This is a genomic window from Arthrobacter sp. UYEF36 (assembly GCF_040547025.1).
GTDB lineage: Bacteria > Actinomycetota > Actinomycetes > Actinomycetales > Micrococcaceae > Arthrobacter.
The window spans coordinates 219,669-241,038 of sequence record NZ_JBEPOX010000002.1 but is presented as its reverse complement, the minus strand read 5'-3'; the positions used below and the strand labels follow the sequence as shown (position 1 = coordinate 241,038).

Here is a 21,370-nt window from a genome sequence, read left to right as displayed (position 1 = left end):
CTACGCACCCGCCACTTCAAGCAACGCGGGGTCACCTACGGCCCATCCTGATGCATCGGATGGGCCGTAGGTGACCCCGCGTTGCTATTCAAAGGGCCGGACCCACACCGTCAGCACAGACGGGGTGGATCCGGCCCTTTGCTTATGCCGGCTCACCTATGCGGACAGCGTCTAGGCCCTTTTGCCGGTGAGCTTGCCGGTGAGCGTGTTCCAGCGGGCAGTGAGGCCCCACTTGGTGACGTTGATCATGGCTTCGACCACGATGTTGCCGCTCATCTTTGAGGCGCCCAGCTCACGCTCGACGAACGTGATGGGGCGTTCGACGATTGTCAGGCCGAGCTTGGCGACGCGCCAGGCCAGGTCCACCTGGAAGCCGTAGCCGACAGAGTCGACGGTGTTCAGGTCCAGTTTCTCCAGCGTGCTCCGGCGGAACGCACGGAATCCGCCGGTGACGTCCTTGATCTTCACGCCCAGCATGATCCGGGCATAGGTGCTGCCCACGCGGGAGATAGCCTGCCGGTACAGCGGCCAGTTGACGACGCTCCCGCCGGGTACCCAGCGGGAGCCCATCGCGAGGTCGGCTCCCTGCTCCACGGCCTCCAGCAACTGCGGAAGCTGCTCCGGCTGGTGCGAGCCGTCAGCGTCCATCTCAACGAGGACGTCGTAACCTGCATCGAGGCCCCACTTGAAACCGGCGATGTAGGCTGCTCCGAGTCCGGCCTTCCCGGCGCGGTGCAGGACGTGGACCTGGTTGTCCTCAGCGGCGAAACGGTCCGCCAGCTGCCCGGTACCGTCGGGGCTGTTGTCGTCGACAACCAGGACGTCGGAGCCCGGCACCGCCGTGCGCAGCCGCCCGAGGGTCTTGGGCAACGATTCCAGCTCGTTGTAGGTCGGGATGATCGTGAGGACACGCACAGCGAGGCCTTTCCTTGAAGGGAGCGGTCGAGAGCCGGGCGGTCAGTGCTTAGCTGACACCAGGCGCAACTCTCCATTATAGGGAGTCGCCGGGCCCGCTGAGGCCGATGCCGGTCCCCGGGCAGGCCCACCCGCCTCGGGCCAGTTGCGGCAGGGCGCGAACAGCGCCGCCGGAACCGTTTTCTGCTGCGAAGTGGACCCGCCCCTTGGGAGTACCCGTGGCCATGACCGAGGAAGCTACCGTGGTGGCGGCAACCTGGAACTGACCGGGGGGCGTCCGGAGTCTGCGACTTACACAACCCTCCGTTGACCCTCAATGCTACGGGGCGGCCCTGATCTGTCAACCGGTCCGTGACCAGCCGTTTCGTTCATCATCGCAGGTCAGAGCCGCCTTGTGGGCGGTGAAGTTTCGCTCCGGACCGGGGGTTCAGCGTCCCGGCCGTCAGCCCCGGAGCGAGCCGCTGGCGAACAGTTCCCGGCCGTCCCTGACGGTCTGGAGGCACACCGGCTCGGAACCGGTGTCCAGTGCCGGCAGCAGCGGCGTCCTCGCCCGGGGGTCCGTGCTCCAGGACTGGACCCGGCCGTCGGCCACCTGGACCATCAGTTCCTCGACTGCCCACACGGCGAAGCTGGCAGGGGCACCCGGCACCAGCTGCCCGGCCATCGGGTTCCGGTACCGGGCGGCCCGCCAACCGGCGCGGGTGTGCCCGAGGAACGCGGCGCGGGCAGAGATCCGTTCGGCCGGATTGTTGTGCTGCAGGCAGGCGCGGACGCTGGACCAGGGCCGCAGGGGCGTGACCGGGCTGTCACTGCCGAAGCAGATGGGGACGCCGGCGGCGTAAAAGGAGGCAAAGGGGTTCATGCCGCCGCGCCGGGATCCCAGGCGCTGCTGGTAAAGACCGTCCGCCGCGCCCCAGGCCGCATCGAAGCCCGGTTGCGCGCTGACCGTCACGGAGTAGTTGGCGAGCCTGCGGATGGCATCCGCATCCGCAAGCTCGACATGTTCCAGGCGGTGGCCCGCGGCGCGGACCTTCTGCTCCCCGACGTCGGCCGCCGCCTGATCCAGCGCGTCCAGCGCGGCGTCGAGGCCGGCGTCACCAATGACGTGGAAGCCTGCCTGGATCCCCAGCAGCGAACACGCCGCGAGGTGGGCGGCCGCCTCCGCGGACGAGAGGTACAGGCTGCCCCGCTCCCCCGCAGCGTCGCTGTAGTCCTCCCGCAGGGCCGCGGTCCGCGAACCGATCGAGCCGTCAAGGTTCAGGTCCCCCGCCAGCCCGAGCACGGGCACGCCCAGGCGGTCCAGGATGGACCGGGCATGTTCCGCCGAGCCGGCCAGCTCGCCCCAGTACGGCAGGATCTCCGGAACCGCGTCCGGGCCGGTGTTCCAGGCAACGGCGAGCTGAAGGTCCTCGATGCTGCCGATGTGCGGAGCCGCCATTTCCGCCAGCGCCACGTAGCCGTTGGCTGCCGCCTCCGCGAGGGTCCGCTGCTGGTAGCCGCGGAGCGCCGCGGCGGGCAACCGGCGCGCCGCCAGCCGGGCAGCCGTGTGCGCGGCCCGTTTCACCTGGCTGCCCGCACCGGAGCCGTCGGTATCGTTGCTGCCGGCGGCGGGGAGGCCGGCGGCCGCCGCCAGCGAGGAGGACACGAGCGCCGAGTGCACATCAACGCGGGAGAGGTAGACGTGCCGCCCGCCGGCGGCGCGCTCCAGTTCGTCCCGCGTGGGCAGGGCGGAGTCCACCCACTGGGTCTCGTCCCAGCCATGGCCCAGCACGGTGCCGCCCGCGCTGGAGGCGGAGACGCAGAAGCTGGCCACGGCGTCGAGCAGTTCCCGGGCAGAGCGGACCCCGCCGAGCTGCAGCGAGTCCAGGGCGATGCCTGTTTCGGTGAGATGGACGTGGGAATCGACGAAACCGGGGGCGAGAAGCGCGCCGTGCAGGTCAATGACCTCCATCGAGGCGTCGGCAATCGAGGTGGCCGCCTGCTCGGAGCCGACCCAGGCGACGGTGTCGCCGTCGACCAGCATCGCCGTCGCAAAGGGATCGGCGGCGGTGTAGACGGAACCGTTCCGGTACAGCGTTACCTTGTGCGGCGCGGGGGTGGCCGGTGAATCGGTCATGGGACGGGGACTCCTTGTTGCTGGTGGCCGGCGCGGACCGGACGATTTCGACGGCGGGAGGTTCCGGCCGGAGGGCCGGCCGGGGCGGTCAGGCCACGGAGGAATATGCGACGACGCCGCGCTTGATGAGTTTGATCGCGTCCCCGCACAGCCGCGCGACCCTCGGGTCCAGCGACGGGATCTTTGCCAGCTGGTCCAGCAGGTCGATGACCTGCTTGACCCAGCGGACGAAGTCGCCCGCGGCCAGGTCCGTGCCGCTGAGCACGTCCTGCAGGTGCCGGCCCTTGGCCCACTTGAAAATCGGCCAGACCAGGCCGAGTTCGGGTTCACCGGTCAGGGGGAGCTTGTTGGACTCCTCGACGTCCTCCAGGGCCGACCATTCATGCACCACAATGTCGACGGCGGATTCCAATGACACGCTCGGCATCTTGGGCCGCAGCCCGCGGTCCTCACGTTTGGCCTGGTAGACCAGGACGCTGGCGAGGGCGGCGACCTCAGCGGCGTCCAGGTCGCTGAAGGCGCCCAGGCGCAGGGCCTGCGAAATCAGCAGGTCCTTTTCGCCGTAGATCCGGCGCAGCCGCTGCCCGTCGGGGCTGATGGTGAGCACCCCGGCGTCGGAGGTTTCCAGGTAGCCGTAGCTGGACAGGACACCGCAGACCCGGTCGAAGGTCTTGGCGATGGTGTTGGTGCGGCCCTGGATCTGGCGCACCAGCCCGTCAGTCTCCTGGCGGAGCTTCCAGTAGCGCTCGGACCAGCGGGCGTGGTCCTCGCGTTCGCTGCAGCCATGGCACGGGTGCGCGCGGAGGTCGCGGCGCAGCTCGGTGATCTTCTTCTCCTGGTCCGGCAGGGCGGCGGCGCGGCCAAAGTCGTCGTTACGGCTCGGCGGCGCGGGGGGCCGGTTTTCCCGGAGGGCGTTCCGGACCGAGGAGGCCAGGTCGCGCCGTGACTTGGGCACCTTGGCGTTGAAGGATTTCGGGATCCGCACCCGGGTGATGGGAGCCAGCGGCCCTTCCACGTCCTGGGTGCCGATCCGCCGCAGCTGGTTGTCCAGGGTCATGACGGCGGGCCGCGGTTCGCGGGAGTGGTGGTCGGAGCTGAGGACGACGGCGAGTCCGGGCGCCCGGCCGGTGGGAACATCCACCACGTCCCCGGGGAGCAGCCGGCTCAGGGAGTCCTCGGTCACGGATTTCCTGGCCCGGGAGCTGGTCTGGGAGGCGTTCTTTTCGGCGTCGGAAAGTGCCCGCCGGATCCGGGAGTAGTCGGTGAAGTCACCCAGGTGGCAGCTCATCGCCTTGCTGAAGCCGGCCAGGGATTCCTCCCGGCTGCGCACCTGTTTGGCCAGCCCGACGACAGAGCGGTCGGCCTGGAACTGGGCGAAAGAGGACTCGAGGATCTCCCGGGCCCGGGGCCGGCCGAACTGGGCGAGCAGATTGATGGACATGTTGTACGTGGGCCGGAAGCTGGAGTTCAGCGGGTAGGTGCGCCGCGAGGCGAGACCGGCGACGGATGCGGGATCCGTGCCGGGCTGCCAGAGGACGACGGCATGGCCCTCGACGTCGATCCCGCGGCGGCCGGCGCGGCCGGTCAGCTGGGTGTACTCCCCCGCCGTGATGTTGACGTGCGCTTCGCCGTTGAACTTGTCGAGCTTCTCCAGCACGACGGAGCGCGCCGGCATGTTGACGCCAAGCGCCAGGGTTTCCGTGGCGAACACGGCCTTGACGAGCCCGTCGACGAAGAGCTTCTCGACGACTTCCTTGAAGGTGGGCAGCATGCCGGCGTGGTGGGCCGCCAGTCCGCGGAGCAGCCCGTCGCGCCAGCTCCAGAATCCGAGCACGTCCAGGTCGTCGGAGGGGATGTCCTGCGCTGCCTCGTCGACGCGCCGGGCGATGATGAGCTGTTCCTGCTCGGTGGTCAGCCACAGACCGGCAGCGACGCACTGTGCCACGGCGGCGTCGCAGCCGGCGCGGGAAAAGATGAAGGTGATGGCAGGCAACAGGTCCTGCCGGTCCAGGCTGGCAATGACCTGGGGGCGGCTTGCCTTCCGGACCGGGCTGCGCGGTCCGCCCTGCGGTGCGTCGTCGCGCTGGTTCCGCTGGCGCCGGACGTTGCGGCCGCCCTGGCCGAAGCGTCCGCGGAAGTTCATCTGGCTCTCGGCGCGGGCCATGGAGAGCAGTTCGGGGTTGACCTCGAAGCCGGGGCGGGCACTGAGGTCGGCGGTTTCCGCGGTGGCGGACACAGCGGACACGGCGGCTTCGCCGGCAGGGGCAATCTCATCGAAGCTGGTGTCACCGGCGAAGAGGTCCACGATCTTCCGGCCCACCATCACGTGCTGCCACAGCGGCACCGGCCGGTGCTCGGACACAATGACGTCGGTCTGGCCGCGTACCGTGTCCAGCCAGGCGCCGAACTCCTCGGCGTTGGAGACCGTGGCGCTCAGCGAGGCGACCTGGACTTCGCTGGGCAGGTGGATGATGACCTCTTCCCAGACGGCGCCGCGGAAGCGGTCGGCCAGGTAGTGGACCTCATCCATCACGACATAGCCGAGGTCAGCCAGCGTGCTGGAGTCGGCGTAGAGCATGTTGCGGAGCACCTCGGTGGTCATCACCACCACCGGGGCGTCGCCGTTGATGCTGGTGTCACCGGTCAGCAGCCCCACCCGGTCGGCACCGTACTTGTCCGCCAGCTCCGAGTACTTCTGGTTGGACAGGGCCTTGATCGGGGTGGTGTAGAAGGCTTTGAGCCCGCGCTGGAGCGCCAGGTAGATGGCGAACTCCCCCACAATGGTCTTGCCGGCACCGGTGGGGGCGGCGACCAGGACGCCCCGGCCGGCCTGCAGGGACAGGCAGGCTTCGCGCTGGAAGTCGTCGAGTTCGAAGGCCAGCGAACGGAGGAAGCCGCCCAGATAGGTTTTGGCTTCTGCGGCCCGCTCGGCGCTGGCTCGGTAGCGGTCAGACGGCGATTCCGGCCCGGGTAGTGAGGACATGGTTCCAGCCTAATGCGCCAAGGGCTAGAGATTCTCCAGCTCGGAGCTGGGAGTCGCCTGGTCCGCGGTGGCTTCGGTCTCCGCGGCGCGCTTGACGGCGCGCCGTTCACGCCGGCGGTCGTTGAGCAGGCACAGTCCGATGGCGGCGAAGAACAGGAGCAGCATCGGCCCGGCAAGGTAGAACATGCTCATCGCGTCCGCTCCGGGGGCGGCCATGGCGGCGAAGAGGCAGACCAGGAACACGGTGATGCGCCAGCTCTTGACGAGCTGCTTGCCCTTGATGATCCCCGCCAGGTTCAGCCCGACGAGGATCACGGGCAGCAGGAAGGCGATGCCGAAGGCCAGCAGGAGCCGCAGCACAAAGGACAGGTACACCTGGGCGCTGATGAAGTTGGAGCCGCCGGAGGGGGTGAAATCGGTCAACACCCGGACCGCGTTCGGAAGCACCAGCCAGGCCAGCAGGACACCGCCCACAAACAGCGGGACGGCGGCCGCCACGAAGGACAGCGCCAGCCGGCGTTCCTTTTTGTGCAGGCCGGGGACAATGAACGCCCACAGCTGGTACAGCCAGACCGGGCTCGCGACGATCAGGCCCAGGAAGACGGAGACCTGGATCATCAGGTCAAAGGAGCTGGCCACCCCGTCAAAGTTCAGTGTCGCCTGCCGGCCCTCATTCTCATTGAGGTCAGCGATCGGTTTGATCAGGGCCTCGAGCATGGGCTGGTAGACGAGGAACCCGACGACGGTCCCCAGGATGACGGCGATCGCGGACTTGAAGAGACGGTTCCGGAGTTCCTTCAGGTGATCGAGGAGCGCCATCCTCCCCTCGGGGTTCGACCGGCGGCCCATGGTTACTGCCACGCGGTGTTAGGCGCGGTTCGGCGGCGGAACGTCGGTTCCGTCTCCGGCGCGGGTTTCCGGGCCGGTGGACTTCGGGTGGTTCACGACCCGGCCCTCGACAGGCTCAGAGCCGTCTGCGGCGTCCGTGGTGCCGTCCTTCTTCATTTCCCGGACCTCCGACTTGAAAATACGCATCGACTGGCCAAGGCTCCGGGCCATGCCGGGCAGCTTCGGTGCAGCGAAAAGCACCAGTGCCAGAACGATGATGATGATGAGATGCCAGCCTTCAAGCCTCATGACAGGAGGTCCTTTCGTTTGAATACATCCTACGTCTAACTCAATTCGATGTCGTGCAGCCGCTGGGGCTGGCCGCGGTCCAGCTTGCGCTGGACACGCCGCTGGCGGCGGGCTTCCTGGCGGGCGAACTTGGACGCGCGGTAATCATGCCCCATCCGCATAGGGGAGGCAAAAACGGCGGACCCGGGTTCGGGCTGCGGTTCCGTGCCCGCCCCGGCCGCTGCGCCGTTCACGGACTGGCCGTCCACGCCGGCAGTGTCCACGGAAGGGGCCGCCGGGAACGTGGAGAACCGTTCCCCCGCTTCCCCGAGTTCCTTGACCGTGGCCATGAACTTCCGGAACAAGCGGACGCCGAGCACAACGAAGAACAACAGGGACAGCGCAACGAGCGCTATCCAGATCACGATCCAGGACCACCAAGGCATGCTGAGTAGTCTAGCCGCCGCACTGGCTAGTCTTCATATTGGGCCAGGGCAGCGGCGAGCCACTCGCGGGACGCGTCCGCCAGTTCATCCGGGTGAAGGATCCGTGCCGTCCCGCCGTGTTGCGCCACGAACATCGGCAGCCAGTCGGTGCTGCCGAAGCGGATTTCGGCCAGCAGCCCGCCGTCCGGCAATTCCGCCGTCCGCTCCGCATAGTACTCATCGGCGAGTCCGATGCCGCGGCGTGTCAGTTCAACCACCACCACGGTGTCGTCGTCGTTGGGGGTGAAGAGTTTGACGGGGAAACTCGTCCCCGGTGCCGCCGTCGCCGAGACGGGCACCCCGGTGGTCTTCAGCGCCTCGATCCGGTCCAGCCGGAAGTTGCGCAGGCCCTGCACCGAATGGCAGTAGGCCTCGAGGTACCAGGTGTTGTCCAGTGAATAGAGCCGCAGCGGGTCGATGTTGCGTTCGGAGACAGCATCGCGCAGCGGGGAGAAGTAGCGCAGCCGCAGCTGGGCGCCGGACCGGATGGCTTCGCGGGCCGTTTCCAGCGCTGCCGAGTTCTCCGGGCCCACCCCGGGGCCCGACAGAGCGGCCGCTTTGAGGCCCTCCTCCCCCGCCGCCGCCATGAGCTTGAGGGTGACGGATTCCAGGGCACCGCCTTCGGCCAGCTCGGGCAGGCCGTTGAGCGTCTCCAGCCCCGTCAGCAGGGCGCAGGCTTCCTCCACGGTGAAGCGGACGGGCCGGTTCAGGTCGAGGTCCTGGCTGATGGTGACGTGGTCGTCGTCCCACTGGATGTCCAGCAGATCGTCCGGGTAGCCCTCGGGCAGGCCGGAGCAGATGAGGATCCGCAGGTCCGCTTCGAGTTCCTTGCGGGTGATACCGAACTTCGCCGCCACTTCGCTGATGTGCAGGCCCTGGTTGTGCACCAGGAACGGCACCAGCTGCAGCATCCGGCTCAGTTGGTCCTCAGAGGTCCGTTTGCGGCCGTGCCGGGACTTCCCCCCCGGAAGGGAAGAGCCGGCCGGGAAAGCGACCGGCGGGACGGGCGCCGCGGCGAAGTCGGCCGCGGCTGACAGGCGGCGCCGCACAGAGCTGACGAGCTCGGGCGGGGACACCGCGACGGCCCGGGGCCCGTAGGAGGCGAGCTCCTCGGCGAGCGTCTCGACATCCCGGAATGGCACGTTGAGGCGGTCCCGGACCGTGCTGGGCAGTCCGGCGCCGGTTTCGGCAGCGGGGCCGGGGAGGGCGCGTTTGCGGAGTCCGCGCAGCCTGCCGGCCTGGACATCGACGGCGGCGGTCCGGACCGGCAACTCAGCCAGGCCGGCCAGTTCGGCGCGCACATTGAAGTCCGCGGGCGCGATGAAGCTTTCCTTGTCCAGGACGGTCACGGCGGACGTAAGGCGGGAGAGCCGGAAGAAGCGTTTGTCGCCGCGGGCCCTGTCGTGGGCCACGAGGTACCACTGGCCGAAGCGGCTGCCGAGTCCCCAGGGTTCCACCAGCCGCTCCTCTTCCTTGCCGGTGCTGCCGGCGAGGTAGCGGAAGCTGACGGGGTGCTGGGCGTGCATGGCCGCGACGAGGTCCTCGAACGCCTGCCCGGCGGGTCGGATCCGCGGCTGGACCCCGGCGGGGAGTTCGGCGTCGACCAGGCCGCCGGAGGCCTGCAGCTTGCGCACCGCGTTGAGTGCTGCGGAGCCCAGGGCGGCGTGCTCCCAGAGCTGGGCTGCGAGAATGAGCACGGTGCACTCTGCCGGGGTGAGGCTGACGTCCGGAAGCCGGTTGGACTCTTTACCGATCCGGTAGCGGGTGGTGGCCGGATCATCCGAACCCCAGCCCTTGTCCATGACGGTTTCGACGTCAAAGCCGAACCGCCGCAGCTCGCCCTTGTCGCGTTCGAACATCCGTCCGAAGGCGACGTCGTTGCTGGTGGTGTCGTGGTAGACCTTCTCGCGCAGTTCACTGCGGCGCAGGCCGTAGGTGGTGTTGAGCAGGGCGATGAGCAGGTTCAGGAGGCGTTCGGTACGGGAGGCTGACACCCCGCAAGGGTACTAAAGTCCCTGCCCGAAACTGACAAAAGCGCGGCAACAGCCGGAAGAACTTTTCCGATTGTTACCGCGCTTTGGAAAGCAGGACGGTGTCCGTCAGGACGGCCGCCAGTGGTTCCGCTGAGTGGGCCCACGCCGGCGAGGGCCCCGGCCCGAGCTTGCGAGGGCAGGGAGCCGGTGGGGACTAGCGGACGGCGACGAGGTCGACGACGAAGATCAGGGCCTCGTTGGGGCCGATCGCGCCGCCCGCGCCGCGCGGGCCGTAGGCCAGTTCGGAGGGGATTTCGAGCCGGCGGCGGCCGCCGACCTTCATGCCCAGCAGGCCCTGGTCCCAGCCCTGGATGACCTGGCCGACGCCGACACGGAAGTCGAGCGGTGCGCCGCGGCCCCAGGAAGCATCGAACTCTTCGCCGGTGGACCAGGCCACGCCGACGTAGTGTGTGGAGACGGTGTCGCCGGCCTTGGCCTCGGCGCCGTCGCCCTCGATGAGGTCGGTGATGACCAGTTCGGTGGGAACTGCGCCCTCCGGGAAGTCAATTTCCGGCTTCTGGCGGTCAATGTTGCGCTGTCCAAATGACATGGTTGCTCCTTCTAGCGTGGCTTGGGGGTGGTGCGGGTGTGGAGGTTACTTGGTGCCGAGGATATCAACGACGAAGACGAGGTCGCCCTTCGCGTCGCCCTGGCCTTCATCGCCGTATGCGAGGTCCTTGGGGATGACCAGGAGGACACGGGAGCCGACCGTCTTGCCGGTCAGGCCCTGCGTCCAGCCCTTGATGACGCCGGTGAGCGGGAAGGTGGCCTTCTCGCCGCGGTCGAAGCTGGAGTCGAAGACTTTGCCGCCTTCAAGGGCCACACCGACGTAGTTCACGGTGAGGGTGTCAGTTTCCTTGACCTCGGGGCCGGTGCCCTTGATGAGGTCCTGGGACACGAGGGCGGTCGGGGCGGCGACGCCCTCGACGGAGATCTCCGGGATGCCCTTGTCATTGTCCTTGACGGTCGGCAGGCCGGCCGGCGGGGTGACCGCCTCCCCTTCGGGCTTGTCCAGGACCTTGGGCGCATCTTTTGCGGACAGCACCTTGACGACAAGGACCTGGGTGGGCTGCGCTTCGGCGCCTTCAGCGGCTGCCGCGCCGGGAACGGCCAGTGCCAGGTGGGTGCCGATCTTAGCGCCCACGAAGGCGTTGTAGATGACGGGGCTCTCGGTCTTAAGATCGTCGGTCAGTTCGAGCTCCTCCGGTTCCCCCGGGAAGGTGTCCTCCAGCGTGGAGCCGTCCTTGCCGCTCAGGGCGACGATGGAGATCGAGGCGATCTGGTTGGCCTTGACCCGGTCGCCGTCGCCTTCCGTGATGACCTTGACGGTGGGTTCCTTAACCTCAAGGGGCTTGTCGAATTCAACACCGGGTGCCTTCTTGTCGCCGTTCTCCGTCAGCTTGAGGGAGTCCAGCTTGGCGGTCTCGCCAGCGGACTGGCTGGTGGGTTCCGGGGCAGCTGGTTCGCCGCCGCCGCAGGCGGTCAGCAGCAGCAGTCCGGGAAGAAGAATTGCTAGTAGTCGGCGCACTTAAGAACTTTCGTCGGGGCAGGATGGACGCGTCGCCGGGCAAATGCCAGCGGCAAAGCAAGCGTTGGCCGCGAACGGCACCCCTCAAGAATAACGTGGAAAGCTGGGTATCAGCCCATAGAGTTCAGCAGGGCATCCACCCGCTCGTCCACACTGCGGAACGGGTCCTTGCACAGCAGGGTCTGGTGTGCGCGGTCGTTGAGCTTCAGGTGCACCCAGTCCACGGTGTAGTCGCGGCCCAGTTCCTGCGCCCGCCGGACGAAGTCGCCGCGGAGCTTGGCGCGGGTGGTCTGTGGCGGGGCATCCACCGCGTCCTTGACTGCGGTGTCATCCACCACGCGGCGCACAGCCCCGCGGGACTGCAGCAGGTAGTAGAGCCCGCGGGTGCGGGAGATGTCGTGGTAGGTCAGGTCCAGCTGGGCGATCCGGGGCGCGTCCAGTCCCAGGTTGTGCCGTTCGCGGTAGTTGTCCATGAGCTTCTTCTTGATCGCCCAGTCCACTTCGGTGTCGATCTTGCTGGTGTCGCCGCTCTCAATCGCATCGAGGGTGCGTTCCCAGAGGTCCAGGATCAGCGGGACGTGGGCGTTATGGGCGCCCTGCTCCGCGACGAACGCCGTGACCTTGCCCAGGTATTCACGCTGGATTTCCAGCGCGGTCAGCTGCCGGCCGTTCGCGAGCCGGACCAGGGCCTTGCCGCTGAGGTCGTGGGAGATTTCCCGGATGCTGCGGATGGGGTTCTCCATCCGCATGTCGCGCATGATGACACCGGCTTCGATCATCCGCAGGATCAGGTCCACGGTCCCCACCTTGAGCAGCGCCGTGGTCTCGGACATGTTGGAGTCGCCCACGATCACGTGCAGCCGGCGGTAGAACTCGGCGTCCGCATGCGGCTCATCGCGGGTGTTGATGATCGGACGGGACCTCGTGGTGGCGGAGGAGACGCCCTCCCAGATGTGGTCGGCCCGCTGGGAGAACGCGAACGTGGCTCCGTGCGGGGTTTTGAGGATTTTCCCGGCGCCCGCGATCAGCTGCCGTGTCACGAGGAACGGAATCAGGATCTCGGCCAGCCGGGAGAACTCGCCGCGCCGCGGGATGAGGTAGTTCTCGTGGCTGCCGTAGGAGTTTCCGGCGGAGTCGGTGTTGTTCTTGAACAGGTACACGGTGCCGTTGAAGCCCTCCGCCGCGAGCCGTTCCTGCGCCTCGTCGACGAGGTCGTCGAGGATGAGTTCCCCGGCCCGGTCGTGCGCGATCAGCTGGGCCAGGTCATCGCATTCCGCGGTGGCGTACTCCGGGTGGGACCCGACGTCGAGGTAGAGCCGGGACCCGTTGGTCAGGAACACATTGGAGGACCTCCCCCAGCTGACCACCTTGCGGAACAGGTAGCGGGCCACCTCCTCGGGGGCCAGCGGACGGGACTCCGGGCTTGAATAGGAAATCCCGAACTCGGTCTCGATGCCGAAAATGCGCTTGTCCATCTCAGTTCTCCTCAGCCAGCAATGCCGTGATATCTGCGTCCTCAAGCCGGCGGAACGCCCGGCGGGTGCCGCGGCTGCTTTCCGAGCCGCGGTCCAGCACCGCCACCTCCACGGCCGAGGGCGGCAGCGTGGTGGTTTCCTTGTCCGGAACCAGACCGGCCAGGGCCAGCCTGATCGCACCGGCGAAGTCCAGGGCGCCCTGCCAGCCCGCCGCGACGGCCTCGGAGACCTTGTCCGCCTGGCCGCCCATGACGATGAAGCCGTTCTCGTCGGCGATCGACCCGTCGAATGTAAGCCGGTAGAGGTGGTCCTCCTCCGGGGAGGACCCCACCTCGGCCACGGCCAGTTCGACTTCGAAGGGTTTTTGTTCCGCGGTGAACACCGCACCCAGGCTCTGCGCGTAGACGCTGGCGAGGCCCCTGGCCGTGACGTCCTCGCGGTCGTAGGAGTAGCCGCGCACATCCGCGTAGCGGACCCCGGCCTGCCGGAGGCTTTCGAACTCGTTGTATTTGCCTACGGCTGCGAACGCAATCTTGTCGTAGATTTCGCCGATCTTATGCAGCGACGGCGAGGGGTTCTCGGCCACGAGGGCGATCCCGTCGCTGCAGCTGATGACCACCACTGAGCGCCCGCGGGCGATACCCTTCCGCGCGAAGTCCGCACGGTCCTTCATCAGTTGTTCGGGCGATACGTAGAACTGCTGGGTCATCTCAGGCCTCCCGCTGGGCAACGGCCCTGGACTCGATGATGGCGCCGGCCATTGCCGCGAGCTCGCGCTCCGGGACCCGGAAGGCACCTGTTCGATTGACGGTGTAAACGACCGGCCAGAGCTGCCGGACGGGGTCGGGGCCGCCCGTGGCGGAGTCGTCGTCGGCGGCGTCGTAGAGCGCCTCGACGGCGACGGAGACGGCGTCCCGCTCCGGGAGATTGGGCCGCCAGAGTTTCTTCAGCGCGCCGCGCGCGAACATCGAGCCGGAACCGACGGTGTGGTGTTCCTGCTCCTCGTAACGGCCGCCGGTGACGTCGTAGGAGAACAGCCGGCCCAGGCCCGCGGGTCGGTCGAAGCCTGCGAACAGCGGTACGACGGCAAGGCCCTGCATCGCCATCGGCAGGTTGCTGCGGACCATCGCCCCGAGCCGGTTGGCTTTGCCGTCCAGGCTCAGGAGTGTTCCTTCGATCTTCTCGTAGTGTTCGAGCTCAACCTGGAAGAGCCGCGTGATGTCGAGCGCGATCCCCGCGGTCCCGGCGATGCCGAGCACGGAATACTGGTCCGCGGGAAAGACTTTCTCGATGTGCCGGCTGGCGATGACGTTGCCCATCGTGGCACGGCGGTCGCCCGCCATCAGCACCCCTCCGGCGTAGGTCAGCGCGACGATGGTGGTCCCGTGCGGCGCCTGCAGGGCTGTGGCGGCGTTCCCTCCCGGGAGCTGCTGGCCGGCCGGGAGCTGGCCGAACGGCAGTAGATCGGGGCGCTGGCGCTGCAGATGTTCAGTGAAGGAGGACGTGGCGTTGGCTGCTACCTGGTTGGCGGTGGTTTCCTGCACTGGTGCACTCCCTCAACGTAGTGAATCAACGACATCCGGCCCTCAGCCCTGTGCCGGCGCAACCCCTGGGCCGCCGCGGTCCGGGCGGTGCGCTACTGGCCGCCCTTTTGGACAAACGCGCGGACGAACTCCTCGGCGTTGGATTCCAGCACGCCGTCGATCTCATCGAGCAGATCGTCGACGCCCTGGGTGGCGGCTGACGCCTGGCCCTCCGCGGGAGCCGGCGGGGCTGCGGGGACGTCTTCGTCGACCTCGGTGTCCCGCGACTGCGGCTGCTGTTGCTCCTGGCCTGCCATTGTTCTCTCCTTCTGTCCGTCCCTTCTTCGCAAGGGACTTCCTGTAAGCCATATTGCCACGCCCGGAGCCCCTGCGGGACTCTTTGGGCCTACGAACCGGGAGGGAGTCCCAGCAGCTCGGACAGGAAGGGCCCGGCCTCCCGGTGCCGGGCGAAGAGGCCGCCGGTGAGGGCCTCGGTTCCGCGCAGCGGTTCCCGGGTGGGGACCCGCTGAAGCCTGCCGCGGCCGGGCACATCGAAGATCACGGAGTCCCAGCTGGCGCCGACAACGTCGGCCCCGAAGCGGCTGACGCAGCGGCCCCGGAAGTAGGCCCGCGTGTCCGACGGCGGCTCTGTGACCGCCCGCTGGATCACGCCGTCGTCGACGATACGCTGCATGCGGTCCCGTGCCAGCAGGCGGTAGTAGAGCCCCTTTTCCGGCCGGATGTCCGCCCACTGCAGGTCCACGAGGCCCAGCCGCGCGTGGCCCCACTCCAGTCCGTCGCGGTCCCGGTAGCCCTCCAGCAGGGAGAGTTTTGCCAGCCATTCCACGGAGGACGCTGCCGCCGCACGGTCGTTGCCCAGTTCGGTCAGCGTCGCCGACCAGTGTTCCAGCACGTCATGGGTGTGGCCGTCGCCGTCCACGGCATCGGCGACGCCGGTGTCCTGGGCGTGCTTGGCGGCCGCTTCAAAGTAGATCCACTGCAGGTCCAGGGCGGTGATCCGGCGTCCGTCGAGCAGCCGCAGGGTGGCCGTCAGGGCGGTGTCGTGGCTGACGGCCTGCAGCGAGGCAACCGGCTCATGGACTTCCAGCTTCGGGGCCAGCCCGGCCTCTATCAGGCTCAGCACCAGCGCTGTGGTGCCGAACTTCAGGTAATTGGCGGTCTGGCTGAGGTTGGCGTCACCGATGATGACGTGCAGCCGCCGATACTTGTCCGCGGTCGCGTGCGGTTCGTCGCGGGTGTTGATGATGGGCCGGCGGATCGTGGTTTCGAGGCCGACTTCGGTCTCGAAAAAGTCCGCCCGCTGGCTGATCTGGTAGCCGGGGCGGGAGCCGTCCTGCTTCATGCCGACCCGGCCGGCGCCGCAGAAGACCTGGCGGGTGACGAAGAACGGCGTCAGGCCCCGGACAATGTCCCCAAACGGCACCGCGCGGGGCATGAGGTAGTTCTCGTGGGAGCCGTAGGAGACCGACTTGTTGTCCGTATTGTTCTTGTACAGGTTGACCGGCGGCAGCCCCGGATCCGAGGCCAGGCGCCGCACCGCGGCGAGGGCCACGAGGTCTCCGGCAGCATCCCAGGCGACGGCGTCGCGCGGGTTGGTCACTTCCGGGCTGGAGTACTCGGGGTGGGCATGGTCGACATAAAGCCGGGCACCGTTACCGAGCACCATGTTCATCAGCAGGGTGCCGGACTCGTCCTCGCCGTCGGCTTCCAGCTCCTGCCGGCCATAGGCCAGGGCGACAGCCTCGGCGTCGAGGACGGGCGGCTGGTCGGTCAGCTGCTCCGGTTCGGCCTGGCTGCGCTCCAGCGTCCAGCCGCGGGCGTCATGCAGCGGTTCCTCGTCGGTGTAGTCCCAGCGGGTCTCGGCCCCGCCGGCGGCGCGCTGCCGGGTCATCTGGGCGTAGGCCTGGATCACCCGGGCTGACATCATCGTGGCGTTGGCGCCCGGTGCGGAGGGCGCATGAATGCCGTATTCGGTTTCGGAGCCCATCACCCGCATGGCGCCGCCGGCCGGCAGCCCGCCCGATATGCCGGCCGGTCTGCCGGGCACCGCCGACGTCACAGGTACTGGCCCGTGCTCGGCATCGTCTCGATGGACTTGCCGGGTTCCTGCCCCGCCTTGCCCTGGACGATCGTGCGGATGTACGTGATGCGTTCGCCCTTCTTGCCCGAGATCCGGGCCCAGTCATCCGGGTTGGTGGTGTTGGGCATGTCCTCGTGCTCGCGGAATTCGTCAACCACGGCGCGCAGCAGATGGTCGATCCGGATGCCCTTCTGGCCCACGGTGAGCAGGTCCTTGATGGCGTACTTCTTGGCCCGGTCCACGACGTTCTGCACCACGGCACCGGAGTTGAAGTCCTTGAAATAGAGCATCTCGGTGTCGCCGTTGGCGTAGGTGACTTCGAGGTATTCATTGGACTTGTCGGTGGAATACATGGCCTCGACGGTGCGCTGGACCATCGCGTCCACGGTGGCCTGCACATCGCCGTGGTGCTCGGCGAGGTCGGACTCGTGGAAGGGAAGGTCGGCGGTGATGTACTTGTTGAAGATGTCCGCCGCCGCCTCGGCATCGGGGCGGTGGATTTTGACCTTGACGTCAAGCCGGCCCGGCCGCAGGATCGCGGGGTCGATCATGTCCTCACGGTTGGAGGCGCCGATCACGATCACGTTGTCGAGCCGCTCCACGCCGTCGATCTCGCTGAGCAGCTGCGGGACGATGGTCGTTTCGACGTCGGAGGAGATGCCGGTGCCGCGGGTGCGGAACAGCGAGTCCATTTCGTCGAAGAACACCACCACCGGGCTGCCTTCGGAGGCCTTTTCCCGGGCGCGGGCGAAGATCAGCCGGATGTGCCGTTCGGTCTCGCCGACGTACTTGTCCAGCAGCTCCGGTCCCTTGATGTTCAGGAAGTAGCTCTTCATGTCCGTTTTGCCGGTGCGTTCTGCGGCCCGGGCGGCGAGGGAGTTGGCGACTGCCTTGGCGATGAGCGTCTTGCCGCAGCCCGGCGGGCCGTAGAGCAGGATGCCTTTCGGGGCCTTGAGCCCGTGTTCGCGGTACAGGTCCGGATGCAGGAACGGCAGTTCCACGGCGTCGCGGATCTGTTCGATCTGAGGTCCGAGGCCGCCGATGTCCTGGTAGGTGATGTCCGGCACTTCCTCGAGGACGAGGTTTTCCACTTCGGAGCGCGGGATCTTTTCGAGGGCGTAGCCGGTGCGGGAATCGATGGAGAGGGCGTCGCCGACCCGGAGCTTCTGCGACAGCAGGGCGCCGGAAAGCCGGATGACACGTTCCTCATCCGCCCGGCCCACCACCAGGGCGCGGTCCGCGCCCAGCATTTCCTTCAGCGTGACAAGGTCCCCGGCCCGTTCGTAGCCCAGCCCTGCGACCACCATCAGCGCCTCGTTGAGAAGAACTTCCTGGCCGACTGCCAGCTGGTTCATGTTGACCAGCGGGCTGATCCCGACACGCATCTTGCGGCCGGCGTTGAAGATGTCGACCGATTCCTCGGTGGCGGCCTGCCCGCCGTTGCCGGCGGAGGGGTGGCGTTTCGGGTTCAGCTGAAGCACGGTACCGAAGCTGTACGGCGGCTGACCTTCCTGGTCGAGGGCGTTCTTTAGCCGGAGGATTTCCGCTTTCGCGGTTTCCAGCATGCCCACGAGCTTGGAGTTGTTCTGCGTCGCGGCGGCGAGCTGGCGGTCAATGTGCCGGAGTTTGTCCCGGAGAATATTGACCTGGCGCTCGGCCACGGACAGTTCGCTGGCGGCGTGCGCCTGCCCCGCGGATGCGGTCACATCCTCTGCCGGCGTCTGGCCCGGATCGGTGTTCGGAGTCTCCATCGTGCATCAGCCCCTTCCTACGCTTCTATTAAGACATTAGCCCCAAGAAGCCGGACCCCGCTGAAGACTTCCGAAATACGGACTACTTCGTAATATCCGGATCGTCCTTGACGTTGGTCCCGGCAATGGCGTCGCGGGCGGCCCGGCGCAGTTTCTTGTCCGAGACGGCCCGCTCCCCCACCGCACCGGGCGTCCAGGCGTTGACGTCCTCTTCGTTGAAGTCGGTCTTGGACGGGCGCCGTTTCACGGAGATGCCCGTGACGCCGTCAGCCAGCCGCCGGGTGACCAGCAGGAAGCCGGTGTGCGCGACCATCCGGTGGTCCGGACGGACTGCCAGGCCCTCGAGGTGCCACCCGCGGACCATGGATTCCCAGGCGTCGGGTTCGGTGAAGCGGCCGTCGGCTCGGATGGCCTCCGCGGTCCGGGACAGTTGCGTCACGGTGGCGACATAGTTGATCCACACACCACCGGGGGCCAGGACGGTGGCAACCGCGTCGAGGCACTCCCACGGGGCCAGCATGTCAAGGACCACGCGGTCCACGGACCCGGGCTCCTCAGTGCGGACGACTTCCTCCTGGAAATCCCCAAGGGAGATCTGCCAGGCCGGATGCGGGCCGCCAAAGATCGTCTCGACGTTGCCGCGGGCGATGTCCGCGAACTCTTCCCGCCGCTCGAAGGAGTGCAGGTAGCCGTTGTCGCCTACCGCGCGGAGCAGCGAGATGGACAGGGCGCCGGAGCCGACGCCGGCTTCGACGACGCGCGCGCCGGGGAAGATGTCCGCCATGGTGACGATCTGCCCGGCGTCCTTGGGGTAGACGACGGCCGCGCCGCGGGGCATCGAGAGGACGAAGTCCGAGAGCAGCGGGCGGAGCGTCTGGTACTGCTGGCCGACGTTGTTGACCACCACGGAGCCGTCCGGCCTGCCGATGATCTCGTCGTGGTTCAGGAAGCCGCGGTGCGTGTGGAAAGCTCCGCCGGCTTCGAGGCTGATCGTGTTCATGCGCCCGCGCTCGTCGGTGAGCTGCACGCGTTCGCCCTCCCGGAACGGTCCGCGGCGGCGGGCTGCTCCGACGGGAGCGCCGCCGGCACGTGCCGGGCTGGCAGCCGGGGCCTCTGTGCCGAGGGCCGGGCTGATGGCCGCGCCGCCGGCTGTTACGGCGTCGTCGGGGCTGGTGCTGGCGGCGGTGTCGCTGCTCATGAAAATGTTCCTCGCTCCTGTAAAGCTGTGTGGCCGCGGAATGTGCCGGCGGCACGGCTGCTTGCGCCCAGGGCAGTGCGCCCAGGCCGGAAATACACGACCGGCAGGTAACTCTACCGGTTTTGGCCGAACATCCGCTTGCCCGACCCGGGACCCTTACCGGTGAGCGCCGCCAGGACGGCGGATTGCCGGAGCAGGCCGGTGACGGTTCCGTCGCGGTCGACGACGGCGTACTCCAGGCCGTCGAGCTGGGCCAGGTACTGGATCAGTTCCTGGCCTTTGGACCACTCCGGCACGTAGGCACCCGCGCCGAGGGCGTAGGACACGGCCGTGAGGGGTGTTGTGGCGGCGGCCGCCGGGGACACCGTGGCGACGGCCCCGGCGTCCACCACGGCAGCCGGACGCCCGTCCGCACGGTACAAAACGACGGCGGGAGCCGCCCCCGTGGCGGGAACCGGTGCCAGCGCCCGCACTTCGGCCACAGAGGCCCATTCCGGGAGGCCCACCGCGGGTTCGGACAGCGCGCCGGCTTCCACGGACGGCAGGCGGGACCGCAGCCGGGCCTGCTCAATGGAGGCGGTGGCGCCCATCCAGAGGAAGCTGCCGACGAGGACCGTAATGAGCATCAGGGAAATGTCGGGGCGGTCGCCGCTGAGCAGGGGCAGTGCCACGAACCAGGCCACGAGGGCGATCACGATGATCCGCCCGCCCCAGCCGGCCGCCACGGTGCCCTTTTCCTGGCTGCCGGTCAGCTTCCAGACGGCGGATTCGACGAGCCGGCCGCCGTCCAGCGGCAGGCCGGGCAGGACGTTGAAGATACCGATCAGCAGGTTGGCCCAGACAAAGATGTTGGTCAGGATCCCCGCGACACCGGTGAGGTCCGCTGCGGTCAGCAGGAGCCAGCCGCCGGCGGCGAGGACGAAGTTCGCCGCCGGACCCGCCATCGCGACGAGGACGGAACGCCCGGGCGAGGCAGTGAAGCTCTCGAACTGGGTGTGGCCGCCCCAGAGGTTGAGGACGATCTTTTCGCTGGGCCAGCGGTAGATCTTTGCGGTCAACGCGTGCGCGAGCTCATGCACCAGCACGGAAATCAGCAGCAGGACAGCGTAGGCGAACGCCACGAAGTACGCGCCGACGCCGAGGTACGGGTTGTTTGCCTGCAGCACCGGGCCGTAGACGATCACCGTGAACGCCGCAATGATGAACCACGAATAGGCGAGGATCACCGGGATGCCGGCGATGCGCCCCAGCGAAATACCCTCTTTGCGGCCCTGCTTCTGCGGATCCTGGCCGCTGCGGCCGCGGGTGTCGGTGTCAGTCATGGACCGGCACCTTAGCTGCGCGGCCTACCTGCCGGACGTCGGTGCCGGCGCCGCTGCCCGAGCCGAAGGTAGCGTCCGGGAACTCGTGGCGCAGGGCGACGAGCTCTTCGAGGTCGCCAACGGTACGCCCCGCGAGGGTGTCCCACATGGCGTGCCGCGGATCCTTCGGCAGCGGCACGATATGGGGGATGGCGACGGTCAGCACGCCGGAGGCGACGGCGGCCGCCACACCCGGCCCGGAGTCCTCCAGCGCGATGCAATGCTGCAGGCCGAGGTCCGGGTCCTGTTCCTGCAGCAGCTCGACAGCCTTGAGGTACGCCTCGGGGTGCGGCTTGCCCTGCGTGACGGTGTCGCCGGTGACGAGGAAATCGAAGTAGGGCTTGGGCAGGCTGGCCACGATCTCCCGGGCCAGCGGGGCCTCGGACATGGTCACGAGGGCACAGCGGATCCCCGCGGTGTGGAGCTCCTCCAGCAGTTCGCGGGCACCGGGCCGCCACGGCACGGAGGTACGGACCTGGCTGATGACATGGGCGGTCAGGATGTCGATGATCTCCCGGCGCTCCAGCGCCACCCCGGCGTCCTGCAGGATACCCGCGGAGAAGACCAGGGACTGGCCCACCAGCTGCATGGCCTTCTCATGCGACCACTGCCCGCCGTGCGCGGCAACCAGGGCGTGCTCGGCCTCGATCCAGTACGGCTCGGTGTCCACGATGGTGCCATCCATGTCCCAGAGCGCGGCTTTGAGCAGGGGCTGGGGAGCTGAGGATTGCATGCCTTCCAGTCTACGGGGCGGCCCTGTGAGGGGCCTGATACTACGCCTACGG

General features: G+C 68.0%; 18 protein-coding genes. All 18 read right to left on the bottom strand.

Annotated elements, in window-relative coordinates:
• Positions 1 to 171 precede the first annotated feature (171 nt).
• The gene (locus ABIB29_RS05155; RefSeq protein ID WP_354170663.1) at positions 172 to 915 is read right to left on the bottom strand and encodes a polyprenol monophosphomannose synthase; all 744 of its coding nucleotides are present in this window, start codon (positions 913 to 915) and stop codon (positions 172 to 174) included.
• Between the two features lie 442 nt (positions 916 to 1,357).
• Positions 1,358 to 3,031 carry an amidohydrolase gene (locus tag ABIB29_RS05150; RefSeq protein WP_354170661.1) on the bottom strand — a complete coding sequence of 558 codons (1,674 nt, stop codon included), beginning with the start codon at positions 3,029 to 3,031 and terminating at the stop codon, positions 1,358 to 1,360.
• A gap of 88 nt (positions 3,032 to 3,119) precedes the next feature.
• Positions 3,120 to 6,014, bottom strand: coding sequence for a DEAD/DEAH box helicase (locus ABIB29_RS05145; protein ID WP_354170659.1), 2,895 nt, complete (start codon positions 6,012 to 6,014; stop codon positions 3,120 to 3,122).
• 24 nt (positions 6,015 to 6,038) lie between these two features.
• Positions 6,039 to 6,833 (bottom strand): twin-arginine translocase subunit TatC, encoded by a 795-nt coding sequence (gene tatC / locus ABIB29_RS05140; RefSeq protein WP_354170657.1) that lies wholly within the window; start codon positions 6,831 to 6,833, stop codon positions 6,039 to 6,041.
• 48 nt (positions 6,834 to 6,881) lie between these two features.
• Entirely contained in the window at positions 6,882 to 7,151 is a 270-nt protein-coding gene (gene tatA, locus ABIB29_RS05135; protein ID WP_354170655.1) for a Sec-independent protein translocase subunit TatA, read from the bottom strand.
• 35 nt (positions 7,152 to 7,186) lie between these two features.
• Positions 7,187 to 7,576 (bottom strand): hypothetical protein, encoded by a 390-nt coding sequence (locus tag ABIB29_RS05130; RefSeq protein WP_354170654.1) that lies wholly within the window; start codon positions 7,574 to 7,576, stop codon positions 7,187 to 7,189.
• Positions 7,577 to 7,602: 26 nt separating this feature from the next.
• Positions 7,603 to 9,609, bottom strand: a complete 2,007-nt coding sequence (locus tag ABIB29_RS05125; protein WP_354170652.1) for a helix-turn-helix transcriptional regulator — start codon at positions 9,607 to 9,609, stop codon at positions 7,603 to 7,605.
• Positions 9,610 to 9,802: 193 nt separating this feature from the next.
• Complete coding sequence (locus ABIB29_RS05120) at positions 9,803 to 10,198, bottom strand: FKBP-type peptidyl-prolyl cis-trans isomerase (protein WP_354170650.1); 396 nt, start codon at positions 10,196 to 10,198, stop codon at positions 9,803 to 9,805.
• Between the two features lie 45 nt (positions 10,199 to 10,243).
• Complete coding sequence (locus ABIB29_RS05115; RefSeq protein ID WP_354170648.1) at positions 10,244 to 11,176, bottom strand: FKBP-type peptidyl-prolyl cis-trans isomerase; 933 nt, start codon at positions 11,174 to 11,176, stop codon at positions 10,244 to 10,246.
• A gap of 110 nt (positions 11,177 to 11,286) precedes the next feature.
• Positions 11,287 to 12,651, bottom strand: coding sequence for a Pup--protein ligase (pafA, locus tag ABIB29_RS05110; RefSeq protein WP_354170646.1), 1,365 nt, complete (start codon positions 12,649 to 12,651; stop codon positions 11,287 to 11,289).
• Position 12,652: 1 nt separating this feature from the next.
• Positions 12,653 to 13,360: a proteasome subunit alpha gene (gene prcA, locus ABIB29_RS05105; protein ID WP_354170645.1), complete on the bottom strand. Its 708-nt coding sequence runs from the start codon at positions 13,358 to 13,360 to the stop codon at positions 12,653 to 12,655.
• A 1-nt stretch (position 13,361) separates the two neighbouring features.
• Complete coding sequence (prcB, locus tag ABIB29_RS05100) at positions 13,362 to 14,195, bottom strand: proteasome subunit beta (RefSeq protein ID WP_354170643.1); 834 nt, start codon at positions 14,193 to 14,195, stop codon at positions 13,362 to 13,364.
• 92 nt (positions 14,196 to 14,287) lie between these two features.
• The gene (locus ABIB29_RS05095) at positions 14,288 to 14,491 is read right to left on the bottom strand and encodes a ubiquitin-like protein Pup (RefSeq protein WP_024365265.1); all 204 of its coding nucleotides are present in this window, start codon (positions 14,489 to 14,491) and stop codon (positions 14,288 to 14,290) included.
• An 89-nt stretch (positions 14,492 to 14,580) separates the two neighbouring features.
• Positions 14,581 to 16,191 carry a depupylase/deamidase Dop gene (dop, locus tag ABIB29_RS05090; protein WP_354171089.1) on the bottom strand — a complete coding sequence of 537 codons (1,611 nt, stop codon included), beginning with the start codon at positions 16,189 to 16,191 and terminating at the stop codon, positions 14,581 to 14,583.
• A 59-nt stretch (positions 16,192 to 16,250) separates the two neighbouring features.
• Positions 16,251 to 18,026 (bottom strand): proteasome ATPase, encoded by a 1,776-nt coding sequence (gene arc / locus ABIB29_RS05085; RefSeq protein ID WP_354170641.1) that lies wholly within the window; start codon positions 18,024 to 18,026, stop codon positions 16,251 to 16,253.
• Between the two features lie 82 nt (positions 18,027 to 18,108).
• A complete protein-coding gene (locus tag ABIB29_RS05080) occupies positions 18,109 to 19,224 on the bottom strand; it encodes a tRNA (adenine-N1)-methyltransferase (protein ID WP_354170639.1) in 1,116 nt (371 codons plus the stop codon).
• 113 nt (positions 19,225 to 19,337) lie between these two features.
• Positions 19,338 to 20,546 carry a site-2 protease family protein gene (locus ABIB29_RS05075; protein WP_354170637.1) on the bottom strand — a complete coding sequence of 403 codons (1,209 nt, stop codon included), beginning with the start codon at positions 20,544 to 20,546 and terminating at the stop codon, positions 19,338 to 19,340.
• Positions 20,539 to 21,318 carry an HAD family hydrolase gene (locus ABIB29_RS05070; protein ID WP_354170635.1) on the bottom strand — a complete coding sequence of 260 codons (780 nt, stop codon included), beginning with the start codon at positions 21,316 to 21,318 and terminating at the stop codon, positions 20,539 to 20,541. Before ABIB29_RS05070 ends, ABIB29_RS05075 begins: the two co-directional genes overlap by 8 nt.
• Between the last annotated feature and the right edge of the window lie 52 nt (positions 21,319 to 21,370).

Coding starts and splice junctions, on each gene's coding strand:
- ABIB29_RS05130 (WP_354170654.1), bottom strand. CDS start 7,576: ATGCCTTGGTGGTCCTGGATCGTGATCTGGATAGCGCTCGTTGCGCTG.
- arc (WP_354170641.1), bottom strand. CDS start 18,026: ATGGAGACTCCGAACACCGATCCGGGCCAGACGCCGGCAGAGGATGTG.
- ABIB29_RS05095 (WP_024365265.1), bottom strand. CDS start 14,491: ATGGCAGGCCAGGAGCAACAGCAGCCGCAGTCGCGGGACACCGAGGTC.
- ABIB29_RS05080 (WP_354170639.1), bottom strand. CDS start 19,224: ATGAGCAGCGACACCGCCGCCAGCACCAGCCCCGACGACGCCGTAACA.
- prcA (WP_354170645.1), bottom strand. CDS start 13,360: ATGACCCAGCAGTTCTACGTATCGCCCGAACAACTGATGAAGGACCGT.
- tatA (WP_354170655.1), bottom strand. CDS start 7,151: ATGAGGCTTGAAGGCTGGCATCTCATCATCATCATCGTTCTGGCACTG.
- ABIB29_RS05070 (WP_354170635.1), bottom strand. CDS start 21,318: ATGCAATCCTCAGCTCCCCAGCCCCTGCTCAAAGCCGCGCTCTGGGAC.
- ABIB29_RS05145 (WP_354170659.1), bottom strand. CDS start 6,014: ATGTCCTCACTACCCGGGCCGGAATCGCCGTCTGACCGCTACCGAGCC.
- dop (WP_354171089.1), bottom strand. CDS start 16,191: ATGCGGGTGATGGGCTCCGAAACCGAATACGGCATTCATGCGCCCTCC.
- pafA (WP_354170646.1), bottom strand. CDS start 12,651: ATGGACAAGCGCATTTTCGGCATCGAGACCGAGTTCGGGATTTCCTAT.
- ABIB29_RS05120 (WP_354170650.1), bottom strand. CDS start 10,198: ATGTCATTTGGACAGCGCAACATTGACCGCCAGAAGCCGGAAATTGAC.
- ABIB29_RS05075 (WP_354170637.1), bottom strand. CDS start 20,546: ATGACTGACACCGACACCCGCGGCCGCAGCGGCCAGGATCCGCAGAAG.
- ABIB29_RS05150 (WP_354170661.1), bottom strand. CDS start 3,031: ATGACCGATTCACCGGCCACCCCCGCGCCGCACAAGGTAACGCTGTAC.
- tatC (WP_354170657.1), bottom strand. CDS start 6,833: ATGGCGCTCCTCGATCACCTGAAGGAACTCCGGAACCGTCTCTTCAAG.